The sequence below is a fragment of the Pseudomonas rhodesiae genome, assembly GCF_007858255.1.
Lineage (GTDB): Bacteria > Pseudomonadota > Gammaproteobacteria > Pseudomonadales > Pseudomonadaceae > Aquipseudomonas > Aquipseudomonas rhodesiae.
In genome coordinates this window covers 17,658-30,651 of record NZ_VFEU01000019.1, presented here as the reverse complement: position 1 = coordinate 30,651, position 12,994 = coordinate 17,658, and the positions used below count along the sequence as shown (strand labels likewise).

General features: G+C 50.4%; 10 protein-coding genes. 7 read left to right on the top strand and 3 right to left on the bottom strand.

Translation table 11 applies throughout. The annotated features are described in order from the left end of the window. The first annotated feature begins 133 nt into the window (after positions 1–133). Positions 134–1,153 carry a Leu/Phe/Val dehydrogenase gene (locus FIV35_RS21730; protein WP_034137063.1) on the top strand — a complete coding sequence of 340 codons (1,020 nt, stop codon included), beginning with the start codon at positions 134–136 and terminating at the stop codon, positions 1,151–1,153. Between the two features lie 54 nt (positions 1,154–1,207). On the opposite strand, the gene FIV35_RS21725 is transcribed toward FIV35_RS21730, so the two are convergent. After that, positions 1,208–1,417, bottom strand: a complete 210-nt coding sequence (locus FIV35_RS21725; protein ID WP_017734297.1) for a YebG family protein — start codon at positions 1,415–1,417, stop codon at positions 1,208–1,210. Positions 1,418–1,856: 439 nt separating this feature from the next. Here FIV35_RS21725 and FIV35_RS21720 point away from each other — a divergent pair, with 439 nt between their 5' ends. Genes FIV35_RS21720 through FIV35_RS21705 form a run of 4 tightly spaced genes read left to right on the top strand, consistent with a single transcriptional unit; the run spans position 1,857 to position 7,192 of the window. Continuing rightward, entirely contained in the window at positions 1,857–3,095 is a 1,239-nt protein-coding gene (locus FIV35_RS21720; protein ID WP_069553525.1) for a site-specific integrase, read from the top strand. A 3-nt stretch (positions 3,096–3,098) separates the two neighbouring features. Beyond that, positions 3,099–4,571, top strand: coding sequence for a site-specific integrase (locus FIV35_RS21715; protein ID WP_080761392.1), 1,473 nt, complete (start codon positions 3,099–3,101; stop codon positions 4,569–4,571). Beyond that, complete coding sequence (locus FIV35_RS21710; protein ID WP_115147434.1) at positions 4,568–6,730, top strand: hypothetical protein; 2,163 nt, start codon at positions 4,568–4,570, stop codon at positions 6,728–6,730. Before FIV35_RS21715 ends, FIV35_RS21710 begins: the two co-directional genes overlap by 4 nt. 15 nt (positions 6,731–6,745) lie before the next feature. Further along, positions 6,746–7,192: a hypothetical protein gene (locus FIV35_RS21705; RefSeq protein ID WP_125923840.1), complete on the top strand. Its 447-nt coding sequence runs from the start codon at positions 6,746–6,748 to the stop codon at positions 7,190–7,192. A 288-nt stretch (positions 7,193–7,480) separates the two neighbouring features. On the opposite strand, the gene FIV35_RS21700 is transcribed toward FIV35_RS21705, so the two are convergent. Next, positions 7,481–8,155, bottom strand: a complete 675-nt coding sequence (locus tag FIV35_RS21700) for a heavy metal response regulator transcription factor (RefSeq protein ID WP_034137066.1) — start codon at positions 8,153–8,155, stop codon at positions 7,481–7,483. A gap of 487 nt (positions 8,156–8,642) precedes the next feature. Continuing rightward, entirely contained in the window at positions 8,643–9,986 is a 1,344-nt protein-coding gene (locus FIV35_RS21695) for an OprD family porin (protein WP_034137067.1), read from the bottom strand. A 405-nt stretch (positions 9,987–10,391) separates the two neighbouring features. On the opposite strand from FIV35_RS21695, the gene FIV35_RS21690 reads away from it, so the two are divergent. Continuing rightward, the gene (locus FIV35_RS21690; protein WP_139273552.1) at positions 10,392–11,663 is read left to right on the top strand and encodes a TolC family protein; all 1,272 of its coding nucleotides are present in this window, start codon (positions 10,392–10,394) and stop codon (positions 11,661–11,663) included. 66 nt (positions 11,664–11,729) lie between these two features. Further along, entirely contained in the window at positions 11,730–12,980 is a 1,251-nt protein-coding gene (locus tag FIV35_RS21685) for an efflux RND transporter periplasmic adaptor subunit (protein WP_034137069.1), read from the top strand. Positions 12,981–12,994 lie beyond the last annotated feature (14 nt).

Below are 12,994 nucleotides of genomic sequence, written 5' to 3'. Positions count from 1 at the left end.
GTGACTTAAGAAAGATCCTGCGCGCTTATGTCGCAGAACCTACAAAATCGGACGACTTATTCCAGCGCACTTCGGCAGTTTTCTGCTGCAAGCCTATACTTGGCGACACAAGAAGTGATTCGGGAGCTCGACGATGTTTGCTCTCATGCACCGCACCCGCCTTGAATCGCTGCACCTGAGCATCGACCCGGTGACAGGCTTGAAGGCGGTCATAGCTATTCACAACAGCCGCCTGGGGCCCGCCCTGGGCGGCTGTCGTTACCTTGCCTACCCCGACGACGAAACGGCCGTGGCCGATGCCGCGCGCCTGGCCCAAGGCATGAGCTATAAAGCCGCCCTGGCCGGGTTGCCGGTAGGGGGTGGGACCGCGGTAATCCTGCGGCCCGCCCATGTGGAAAGCCGCGCGGCGCTGTTCGAAGCCTTTGGGCGCTGCGTGGAACAACTGGATGGCCGCTACATCACGGCCATCGACAGCGGCACCTCGGTGGCCGACATGGATTGCATCGCTCAACAAACCCGTTTCGTCACCAGCACCACCGCCGCCGGCGACCCTGCGCTCCACGCCGCCATGGGCGTGTTTACCGGCATCCGCGCCACGGCCATGGCGCGCTTGGGCAGCGACAACCTCGAAAGCCTGCGGGTGGCCATACAAGGCCTGGGCAACGTCGGCTACGCCCTCGCCGAACAGCTGCACGCCGCCGGCGCCGAATTGCTGGTGAGCGATATCGACCATGGCAAGGTGCAACTGGCCATGGAGCAGTTCGGCGCACACCCCATCGCCAACGACGCCTTGCTCAGCACCCCCTGCGACATTCTTGCGCCCTGCGGCCTGGGTGCGGTGTTCAACCGTACCAGCGTGGGCCAACTGCGTTGCGCCGCCGTGGCTGGTTCCGCCAGCGCCCAACTGACCAACCTGCAAGTGGCCGATCAGTTGGAGGGGCGCGGCATTCTTTATGCGCCCGACTATGTGATCAATTCCGGCGGCCTGATCTACGTCGCGCTCAAACACAGCGGCGCCGAGCTGCCCACCATCACCGCGCACCTGTCGAACATTGGCTCACGCCTGACCGAAATCTATGCCCATGCCCAAGCCGAAAAACGCTCGCCCGCACGGGTAGCGGACGAACTGGCCGAGCGCCTGCTCTACCAATGAGCGGCGATTAAAAAGGCCCTGAATCAATGATTCAGGGCCTGTTCAATTCGGGCTTTATTCCGCCGGCGGGTTGAGCAACTCGGACAACGCGTCCGGCTGACTCTTGAATGCCTTGGCAAATACATCGCGGTTCTTCGCCATGTAGATCCCGGCTTCCTCGACCTGCTGCTCGCTCAAGGACGGCACGGCTTTTTGCAACACTTCTGCCAGCAACTCAGCGAGTTCAAGCATTTTGTCATGACGGTCAGCTTCGGCTTTATCCATGATTTATCTGACCTCAAAGTGCCTAGATAGCGGGGGGATGAGAGCTCCGCAGCCCCGCGTCCCGTCAGACCTGCGACGTAAGGTCTTGATTAGTCCAGTCAACTGGTTTACGTTAAAAATGTGCCAATGTAGCACCGTAGGTTGTTAGATAGTTGGCAGACGACGGAGTTATCCGCGGCCCAGCATCTGTACCTTTAAGACATAAACTAATGTCAAGGTGCGGATATATGGGCGGCAAAAATATATTTATACGTTTTTTGTTTGAAATTCTCACCGGTTATCAATTGCTGTCCGTGCTAGTTGATTATAAGTCAACTAGCTGTCTTAAGTTAAGATCAAACTACTCGATTGGGGATGGCTTATTAAAGTCGCTTTGGTCGCAGGCTGATAAAATTCATTCGAAGACAACTTCTGCAACTGATGCTGAAGGAGATGTCTCATGCCTGGACTAACTAGAAGAACTAAATCAGTTAGGACTGTAGGGTTAGAGTACAAGGTTCTTAAGTTTTCACATCAACACGTAGCTAGGTACCAGTTGGTGGCAGTAGAAACGTTTGTACCTTGTCTTAGCGCTAGTCTGTACGAAGTAGCGTATTCAATGGGTAATCGTCGCTATAAGGCGAGTATTCGTACAGTGCTCTACCACGTTGCCTTTTTATTCACATGGGGAAACATAACTGGGCTCGATATCGAGCGCATGCTGCTTGAGGGGAAAGGACTAGATTTTAGATGTGTAAGAAAATTTGCCAATTGGCTTGAGAAGATTATATCGCCGCCGGTTGATGGGACCCAGATAAACAAATATGTTTGTAAGATCTTACAAAGCTGCAGCACTTTCTCAATTTGGTTTGTTGAGAACTATACACCTTTGTTTGCTACCGGTATTGACGTCAATGTTAGCTATATTCGTTTAATTGAAAGCCATAAGAAAGTTTGGTCTAGTGTAATGGTGAGCGGCAGAAAAGAGCTAATCGCGCATGACCTGACGGACGATGAATTGAAAAAAATAGAGGGGTTTTTAGTAGGGCAGCTTTCAAGTGCGAACGTGACTCGCGGCTTGAATCTAAGAAACTACATCATGTGGCGCTTAGTTAGAAGGTTTGGATTAAGGCTAGGCGAGTTGTTAGCATTACGCCTAGTGGATATTGATCTGACTGGTTTATATCCTTTTTTGGAAATTATCCGCATAGAGGATAGAGGGGCAGATTATTCTGATCCGCGAGCTCCCAATAATCCACTTGTTAAAACTTTTGGTAGGCGGCTTTATTTTAGTCCTGGTGATGAGGGGATGATTAGAGCCATTGAGGAGTATGTAGATACATATAGAGTTAAAAGAAAAATAAAAGGAGGGTTTACAGCTTATCTAGACCACGAATTCCTGTTGATCTCTCACGGTAACGCCTCGCTGGGTAATCCACTATCCTGTTCAGCGGCAAATAAAGTCGCTTGCATGATTAGCAATGAGTGTGTCAAAGCTTTTCATTGGCATCTCGTACGCCACGCTGTGTTCAATAGGCTTTACGAAGCTGCAAGTTTGCTAGAGAACAATTCTACGGAAATAGATCACGTAGTTTACATGGGAGGATGGAGTAGTCCTGACTCATTAAAAGGTTATGCTCGGCGCGCGATTCGGGATAAGGCAAGAAGGGAGTTGATGAGGTTAAATTTTGAGGGGTAAGCAATGGGTATTGAAGTCAATGATTCTGGTGAATTTGAAGATGAAGTCGGGCGGCTATACGTAAGATGTAATGCTGATCCGAGTAGTCCATTTTTCATTGATGTGACGACAGATTATGTTGAAGCGGTGTGGAGAAGGGCTAGATATTCTATTGATCTAAGCAGATACCAGCTCCCAGTAGTAATTATTGAGGTGGTCAAAAAGTACCTAGTGCACAAGCTTGAGTCGGTTTGCCCTAGAATCCTGAGCTCAGTGCACGCGGGGATCTCTTGCTTGGAAAGGCACTGGCAACCTTCATGGAAGGACTTTTCAGATATGTCTCTCGGGAAATTGTTGAGCGTTATGACATCATCCCATGCGGAGGCGACCGAGTTTCGAAGGTTCTACATTTACGCTGCTTTTCAGGGGTTGGCAGGTGCGGACGAGATTCATGCATTGGAGTTAGAGGCTATAAGGCTTAAAAAGCCTCACCCAACTTTAAGGATACTGGAATGGCACGAGACGCGCGGGGCGCTAACAAGCTCCGAAATTGAAGTGGTTCGAAAAGCAATGATCATTTCTGCAGAGGGGGAATCCACGGCGGATTTCACCTCAAGGCTGTTTACTTGGATCTCGTTCGAAACATTAAAGAGACCTATCCAGTTGCATGAAATGTTCCGTGATGCATTGTGGGTACCCGATTCGATGGCAGAAGGGGGCCAATATTTCCTTAGAATGCCTAAGGCAAAATATCAAACAGGACAGGCGTCAGAGCTTTGGCCCATAACTACTCAACTTGCTAATGCCATTCTCGAGTACTCCTCATCTCCTAAGGTTAAGGCGTTACAGGAAAGGACTGGGAGGTTGTTAGTGAGTTCAAGGGAGGGAGAATCATCAAATTTTGGACGGGCGATAACTGGCTGGTGTAGCAGATTAAAGCTGATCAGTCCGCGTACGAATAGGCCTCTAATCTTGACACCCTATAGAATCCGACATAGCGGAGCTACACAGATGGCCGCCCAAGGCGCGTCTAGGGACGAGATACAATATGTACTTGAGCATGACTCCGTGCATGCAGCTGATGCTTACATTGACTGTTTGGCTTCTGAGTTTTGCCCGTTGTTGGAGCGAGCAAACAGAAAATTAGGTGGGATATTCTCAGAGTTAAATGGTTTATTTTTCGCCGGTCAGCTTGGGCATAAGAGTTCGGGGATGCCTATATTGATACCGGTCGTAAATCAGCCAGCTATAGTAGGGGAATGTGGCAAGTCCGGATCTTGTGGGCATCATCCATTTTTTAATTGTTACAATGGTTGTAGGTATTTCATTGCCTGGCGCAACGCAGACCATAAAAAATCTTTAGATTACCTAGAGTCTGAATTAGAAAGATGGGGTAGAGCTGAGGGTGGAAAGGAAAGGAGTAAGATACTGAAAGAGCTGGAGCGCGTATACCAAGCGGTTAACGATGTTATGGCTAGGATCAATAGTGGGGAATGACGAAGATGGATATTCACTCAAAGTTGCGTGGTCATGGCCTCCCAGAGCCTTTGATAAATTTGGCAGCATCACTTGTTGAGGGGTTAAAGCCTTCAGTCGATTTTTTTTGTGATGAATGGAATATTCTCGACTGGGTTGAACGCCCTGGAAATCTGTCGCAATACAATTTGAGATTTTGCCGTATTAGAAATGACGAGCTTAGATTAGTTGCTAAAGTGTATATAGCAGCAAAGCGAGTCCAAGCGGGTGTAACCGCTGATGGTGCATTCGCCTCCATCGAGGCATTAGTTAGGCTTGATTTGGAAATGGGTAGTAAAGAAATCTCACGATTGAATCTATTGGATTTTAAAGCGGTTGAAAGGACCTACGCAGAGCGCGGGGTGACCGGGAAGATTTCAACTTTAACAACACTTCAGGGCTTTGCTAAATGGATGCAGAAGCGAATTGGTTTAAGGGTAATCTATGATGCTCCAAAAGGCAGATGTAAGTATGGCCGGCATGGAAGTGAAGAGGGAAGAGAGCGAAAGTTCCTACCTACAGAGGTGATTAGAGATTTATTCGGATTGGCCACTCATCCAGAACTTTCTTTTCGGGATAGATTTTATATTAGTGCGCTAGTGATTAACGCAGCTGTGGGCGGTAGAATCAATGAGCTGGCATGTCTTCCTGTAGATTGCTTGATACAGCAAGAGGGGAAATGGGTTATAAAAATATTTCCCGAAAAGGGAGGGCGATTGTACTTCCGACCATTTCCGCAAGATTTATACCCAGCAGTACGCGCAGCGGTAGAATTTATCACTGAACATACTGCGGAAGGGCGTCGTATTGTTAAGAAAATGAGATTGAATCCAGGGGTGAATTGGAAGGAAGTAAAAAAAACGCCTATTAGTTTGAAATATTATGCGCGTAAGTTTGTCGCGAAATGGGTGAGCGAATTCGATTTGTATACGCCGCGAGGGGTTTATTATCAATCTACAGGGCAATTTGTAGATGTAATTCAGTTGGTTGGACGCCTCGGGCGTGTGTCTGAGGTCGCGGCATTTCTGGGTGCCTCTACACGAACAGTTGTCAAGTTGCTTCAATGTCAGAAAGCTATGAATTCTAAGATATTTATGTATGAGAAAGCTTGGAATGAATATTTGCCTTTGACTTCAAATGTATATAAGTGGCGAAGCAGGTTGAGGCGCCACCCTCATGCTATATCGTTGCAGCGTCTTGAGGCATTTTGTGAAGTTACCTTCAATCCATCATGGATGCGTGAGATTGTTGACGATATCCTTGATGAGGCTTTGTTGTGTCAGCTTGAGAATAAAACTTTTCCATTTCAGCCTGATTTTGAGTTCGAATTAAACTTTGCTCGAAAAATTCTGCCTACGATCCAAAAGAATGGTGTGGCAATTCTAGAGCCGGAAAATTCATTATTCATTATCCCGCGGAATTTGTTGACATTTTCTAATGCTAAGAGTGATAGGGAATTTAGGAAGGTTTCGGTTGGTATGTTTCAAGGGTGGCTTGATGGTACATCAAGAACTGAAGAGTCATTATTTAAGAAATTTAATGTCCTCGATCCTCGTACCGGTGAAGTGGCTGAGTTTTACTGGCATGATATTAGGCATTGGCTCAATACTGTCTATAAGCAGGGAGGTTTATCTGATGTTCAGGTGAACCTGATCCTAGGACGTTCAGACCTCACGCAGGCTCAGGTTTATGATCATACACCAGCTTTAAGCAGATCATTGATTCTGCAGGATATGATTGAAAGTGTTAGGCAAGATAGAGCTGTGGGGGTTATTCAAACAACTTTCAATAAACTTAGAATTGAAAATCGTCAAGCCGCAGAGGAATATCTTTCAGCAGCCATTCGTGTGGTTAATCCAATGCCACATGGAGCGTGCGCTCACAACCTTGCGTTGAAACCATGCCAGCACAGTCTGTCATGTTTGGCGAAGGGGACAAATGGCAAGCCTTGCGAGGATTTAATAGTGAACGTTCAAGATGATGCGCAGCGTCTGGAAATTGAAAGATTGAGCCGAGACGCTAACTTAATAAAGAATCATATCTTAACTGCTGGAGGGGAGTTGAGTCCGCAATACCAACATTTCAAAAATATTGAACTGTCGGCTGATTTTCTGTTGAATGAGATTTTTAAAAAGAATTAATATATCGGGGGGCTTATGCAGCTCAGAGGTGAGCGTCTAAAGGGGTATCTCAATTCTAAGATTTTGGAATTGATAAGTGTTCGCCAAAAAGAAATTGGAGGATATGTTTATAGCCAAAAAGAATTTTCTAAATACGCAGGAGTTTCTAGAGAGACAATCAGGAAATATCAATCTGAAATTGACGCTTGCTTGCGGTCTTGTCTAGTTTCAAAGATTAATCATGATGGCGATGCTAAATACAGGAATCTTCAAGAAAAGAATCATAAGCTTCAGCGTGAAGTTGTTATGGTGCGGACTATGTATGAAGCGATTCGAGTTCAATACATTGACCTTATCGAGGCAATGCTAAGTCACTCGATTGATATTAGTATCTTGATGGTAAAACCTGTTGGCCCCGGAGAGCTAGATCGTACTGGTGGGAATTGCGTTTTATGTGGTGGATCTCTAGATTCCACTGTCTGATTGGTAGTTTTCCAATCGGCAACCCAGAGCGATTTTTGCGATTAATGGCTGGATTGTTGGCTTTCGTTGCCCCGTTCCGCCACGACCGTCCTATCAGTACTCTGAGTGGATTGCGTATCACTAAATTTCTCGTGGTCTGGTCTCCTTGACTCCGGGTCAATGGGTGGTGCTTGTTGGTTTGACATGCTTATTGCGAAGATAAGTGCTGTTGGAATTAAAATTTAACTGTCAATGTAGTAGGCGCTGGATAATCAGTCGAGCTGTTTCCAAGGCTAGGCGGTTGGTCGCTTACCGCTTCTCAAGAACATAGCCCACGCCTCGGAGCGTGTGGATAAGCTTCGTCTCGAAAGGATCATCGATCTTGGCTCTGAGCCTTCGAATCGACACCTCTACAACGTTTGTATCGCAGTCAAAGTTCATGTCCCAAACCTGTGAGATGATCTGCGTACGGCTCAGTACCACCCCCGTGTTGCGCATCAGGTAGTGCAACAGTGCAAACTCTTTTGTAGTCAAATCGATGCGCTGGCCATCCCTGAAGGCTCTGTGACGGCTCTGGTCGAGTTCGAGGTCAGCTACACGAATTATCTCGACGGATGCAGGGTGGTCAGACCTGCGCATCAAGGCGCGGACCCGGGCCAGCAGTTCTGGGAACTCAAATGGCTTGATTAGGTAGTCATCTGCACCGTTCTCCAGGCCCCGAACCTTATCTGCTAGGCGACTTCTAGCCGTCAGCATCATGATACGAGAAGGGCAGTTTTTACGTCGCAACAGTTCAAGCACCTGCCACCCATCCATCTCCGGCAGATTGATATCAAGGATGATCAACTCATATTCGTGCTGCTTGGCCAGGAATAATCCATCTGAACCGGTATGGACGCAATCTACAACATAACCGCATTCAGTAAGGCCTTGACGCACATACTCCGCAGTTTTTACTTCATCCTCAATTACCAGAATTCGCATGGGATTTTGTCTCGACATCACTGAGCAATTAACCGCGCACGCGCGCCGACGTTATTGAAATGAATGGTAAATCAAAAAGAGTTGTCTGGGGGCTAAATTACGGATTTGTAATTTCTAGGTAATATATTTGATAGTCTGGCGTTATATCTTGTCGCGGTTTGGGTTTGACAGATGCGAGCCCTCTCTCCAATAGGTGATTTGACCTTATGAAGTGCTGGGTTATTCTATTCTTTGTTCTGGTTTCATTCCGTTCAGATGACGGCGAAGTTCCCCTCATTGAGGAGGCTGGACATTGGTGTAGCCATGAGCTGCATCGACATGCGATGCATGAACTCGAACAACTGCTCGAATTTTAGATAAAAAAAGGCGCCCAAAGGGCGCCAAATATTCACCTTTTACCAAAGGAGCACTTAAGCCACTCAAGGTGAATGCGTAATGCACGTTTTTCTGAGGGGCCAGTTCATGGAAAACTGATCCGATCAGAGAATTACAGAATAGAAAGCGGGTATTCAATGATCACGCGAGTTTCATCAAGGTCCGATTCGAAAGCAGTGGCACGCGTGGTAGCTTGGCGCAACCGGAAGGACAAGTCTTTAGCCGGGCCGGTTTGAACGACATATTTCACCTCGACGTCACGCTCCCAACGTTTTTGATCGGTGAGCGGATTGCCGTTGTCGTCGGTACGCATGTAGAACTGGTTGGCGTTCGAGTAGTCTGCGCCCGAACCCCTTGCGTAGCGGGTCATGAACGTCAGACCAGGAATACCGTAGCTGGTGAAGTTAAGGTCATAACGCATCATCCAGGAGCGTTCTTTCGGCGAGTTGAAGTCGCTGTACTGGATCGAGTTGTCTACGAAGATTGAGTCCGACTGACGCAGGTAATCAAAATCGTCATCGCCATTGTTGCGCTGGTGTGACAGGGCCAAGGTGTGGGCGCCGTAGCGAACACCGACCTTGGCACTCCAGATATTGTTGTCGAACTCGCCCAGTCGGCGTTTACCTTCATCCACGGCTTTGTAGTAGTTGAACCCACCAATCAGCGCGAGGTCATCGCTCAGTGGGTAGGCGAAGCTGGTACCGGCGTAGTACTGGTTCCAGACATCTTTCAACTGGCTGCCGTAGACACTCACGGTCCAATTGTCGTTGATCGAGTAGTCACCGCCGCCGTAGCCGATCCAAGGCGAGTTGACCGGGCCGCCATAGAAGGTAACGAAATTGTCGTTCAGGTTACTGGAAACCGGTTGGCTCATTGCATGCAGTCGACCACCTTGCAGGGTGAGGCCCTGGATGCTGCTGTTCTCAACGGTCACGCCGCGGAAGCTTTCTGGCAGGAGGCGCGAGTCGCCCGCTGCGACGACCGGCGTCGATGGGAATACATCACCCACTTTCACCACGGTATCGAACAAGCGGATTTTGGCCGCTCCGCCAACCTTGGTGTATTCATCACGCGCCTCACCCTTGTTATCAACGGGCAGCACGTCGAAGGAGCTACGGCCGCCGTTGCGACCGTCGCCGGTATCAAGCTTGAGGCCGATCATTGCAAAGGCATCAACACCAAAACCGACGGTACCCTGGGTAAAACCAGAGTTGAATTTGGAAATGAGCGCGTGCGCCCAGGCTTCGGAGTAGCCGTTGGTGTTGCCCTTACCACTGTTGTAAGTGGGAGCCGAACTGTCGCGATTATCACGATTGAAGTAGAAGTTGCGGTTGAGCACTGTAAGGCTGCTGCCCTCAATGAAACCTTCTGGTTTGTCTTCAGCTTGAGCAGAAATTGCATAGCTTCCAGACAGCGCAGAAACTGCCGCCAAATACAGTGGTACTTTGATTTTCATCTGATGCTCCTTTGATTTACGGCAGTTTTTATTATGTGTACCGACGCGGGTGTCTTTATATGTTCTGACCCGGCGGCGCGCCTATGAAGAGCGCCGAGCTCATATTTGCAGGCCGAAGATAACGGGAGGGTGATAGGATAATTACAATTTCGTCATCTACAGGTTATCCGGGTGCCTAGCACCGTGTGTTAGCCATCTCTCTCGGATGTAATCAAATCCTGGGTTCGACTGAATTTCTCAGTGTTTACGGGCATTACCCACTTTTCTTACGAAATTGTAATTTTCTAGCCACCCCTCTGATAGCTACCGCTCTTTAGAGTGCCATCACCTAATCCAGTGGGGCTTGGCAGCTGTTTCGGCGTTCTCGCCAAGCTTTATCGAAGTTTGTGCACGAGGACCATTAAAGTGCCCCGGTATATCCGCAATGTCTTTCCTAAGACCTCAATCTCACCCTGGAAGATAGCCGCACTCTGTGCGGTCATCTCCGGGCTGATGGCACCTGCTGCATTTGCCCAAAGCATCAGCTTGCCTCAAGCGCTTTCGACGGCGATGGATGCCAACCCTGACATGGCCGCCGCCCGTCAGGAGATTGGGATCGCAGATGGGGCACGCAAGCAGGCAGGGCTTATCCCCAACCCAACAATCTCGTACGACGTAGAAGACACCCGTCGCAGCACTAGCCAGACAACTGTGACGCTCAGCCAGACCCTGGAGCTGGGCGGAAAGCGGGGCGCACGTGTTGACGTCGCCACCTATGGCCAGACTGCTGCACAGCTGGAGTTGGACCGTCGAGTGAACGCTCTGCGCGCCGAGGTCGTTCAAGCCTTCTACGCAGCATTGCGAGCGCAGACTGGCCTAGATCTAGCCAAGCAATCTCTGGAGCTGACTGAGCGTGGTCTGCGCATTGTCGACGGCCGCGTTCGCGCAGGTAAATCCTCCCCAGTAGAGGCTACTCGTGCTCAAGTACAGTTGGCCGAAGCCAAGCTGCAGGTCAGACGCGCCGAAACGGAGAAAGCGACCGCTTACCAGCAGCTAGCTCAAATTACGGGGAGCTCGGTCACAGTATTCGATCGCCTGGATTCGCCGACCCTCTCCCCAGGTTTGCCTCCGGACGCTGAAGAGCTGTTGTCGAGGCTCGATCAAACTGCGGAAATGCGTCAGGCCGTGGTGCAGATCGACAAAAGCGATGCGTCCCTCGGCTCAGAGAAAGCTCAGCGAATCCCAGACCTCACTGTAAGCGTGGGTAGCCAGTACGACCGCTCCGTACGTGAACGGGTCAACACTGTAGGACTGTCCATGCCATTGCCGCTGTTTGATCGTAATCAGGGCAACATTCTTTCCGCTTCTCGACGCGCAGATCAAGCCCGAGACCAGCGCAACGCAGTTGAGCTGAGGCTGCGTAGCGAAACCCAAACCGCAGTAAACCAGTGGGCGACCGCCATGCAGGAGGTCGAGTCCTACGACAAGACCATTCTGCCGTCCGCACAGCAGGCTGTGGAGACCGCAACTCGCGGTTTCGAGATGGGCAAATTCGGCTTCATCGAAGTGCTGGATGCCCAGCGCACCTTGATCGTCGCTCGTGGCCAATACCTCGATTCGTTGGCAACAGCGACCAATGCGCGTGCGCAGGTGGAAAGGGTTTATGGCGATGTCGGTTCGACTGCCGGCGTTCGTTGAACGGGCCAGAAATTTTCTTCGGCGCTCGGCATAACACGTCGGTGCCTATGATCAGCAGGAGTAGCAATGGATAACAAACGCAAGATCGCCCTCGCGGTCGCCGCTGTGGCAGCCCTTGGATTTGGCAGCCTTGCCTGGAACAACAGTTCCGGAGAGCAGGCCGCCAGTACCGTCGAGCACGGCGCTAACGATGGCCATGGCGATGAGAAGACGACCGCATCAGCCGCCAAAGAGGAGGGTGATGAGGGTCATGGTGCAGAAGGCCATAGCGAAGAGGGTGGTGAGGAAGAGGGCAAGCTGACCCTGAGCGCTGAACAGATCAAGGCAGCTGGGGTAGTCCTGGAGTCTGCGGCCCCCCGTGACCTCGGCACCGTTGTGACTTTCCCGGGGGAGATTCGTTTCGACGAAGACCGGACTGCACATGTTGTCCCTCGGGTCCCTGGCGTTGTTGAAAGTGTCCAGGCCGACTTGGGCGAAGCCGTTAAGAAAGGCCAAGTCCTCGCAGTGATTGCCAGCCAACAGATTTCTGACCTGCGCAGCGAACAACAAGCCGCACAGCGACGCGTAGAGCTGGCCCGCGTTACCTTCGACCGTGAGAAGCAACTGTGGCAGGACAAGATCTCCGCCGAGCAGGATTACCTGCAGGCACGCCAAGCGCTGCAAGAAGCAGAGATATCTCTGGCCAATGCCAAGCAGAAGGTCGGTGCCATCGGCGCTTCGGTCAATTCCGTAGGCGGCAATCGTTACGAGCTTCGGGCACCCTTTGACGCCGTGGTGGTAGAGAAGCACCTGACCATGGGTGAAGTCGTCAGCGAGGCGACTAACGCTTTCATCTTGTCCGACCTGAATCAGGTGTGGGCCACCTTCGCTGTCCCTCCCACTGAACTGGGCAAGGTGGTGACGGGCCGTGCGGTAAAAGTTTCATCGCCCGACATGAACGTCGAGGTCGACGGCAAGGTGGGTTATGTAGGCAGCCTGCTGGGTGAGCAAAACCGTGCAGCGACCGTTCGCGTTACCTTGACCAACCCTGACGGCGCCTGGCGTCCAGGTCTGTTCGTGAACATCGCCGTCACTTCTCAGACCGATCGAGTGGCTGTGGCCGTTCCTGAAGGCGCCGTGCAGACCGTTGAAGACAAACCCTCGGTATTTGTGCGCACCAGGGAAGGCTTTGACACTCGGCCGGTAAAAACGGGCCGCCGTGACAATGGATACGTGGAAATCATCGACGGCATCCAAGCCGGCGCCCAAGTAGCAGCCAGTGGCAGCTTTACACTCAAGTCTGAGCTCGGCAAAGCGTCTGCCGAACACGGTCACTGATGCGAACTGACAGG

Coding starts and splice junctions, on each gene's coding strand:
- FIV35_RS21700 (WP_034137066.1), bottom strand. CDS start 8,155: ATGCGAATTCTGGTAATTGAGGATGAAGTAAAAACTGCGGAGTATGTG.
- FIV35_RS21695 (WP_034137067.1), bottom strand. CDS start 9,986: ATGAAAATCAAAGTACCACTGTATTTGGCGGCAGTTTCTGCGCTGTCT.
- FIV35_RS21730 (WP_034137063.1), top strand. CDS start 134: ATGTTTGCTCTCATGCACCGCACCCGCCTTGAATCGCTGCACCTGAGC.
- FIV35_RS21685 (WP_034137069.1), top strand. CDS start 11,730: ATGGATAACAAACGCAAGATCGCCCTCGCGGTCGCCGCTGTGGCAGCC.
- FIV35_RS21710 (WP_115147434.1), top strand. CDS start 4,568: ATGACGAAGATGGATATTCACTCAAAGTTGCGTGGTCATGGCCTCCCA.
- FIV35_RS21715 (WP_080761392.1), top strand. CDS start 3,099: ATGGGTATTGAAGTCAATGATTCTGGTGAATTTGAAGATGAAGTCGGG.
- FIV35_RS21725 (WP_017734297.1), bottom strand. CDS start 1,417: ATGGATAAAGCCGAAGCTGACCGTCATGACAAAATGCTTGAACTCGCT.
- FIV35_RS21720 (WP_069553525.1), top strand. CDS start 1,857: ATGCCTGGACTAACTAGAAGAACTAAATCAGTTAGGACTGTAGGGTTA.
- FIV35_RS21705 (WP_125923840.1), top strand. CDS start 6,746: ATGCAGCTCAGAGGTGAGCGTCTAAAGGGGTATCTCAATTCTAAGATT.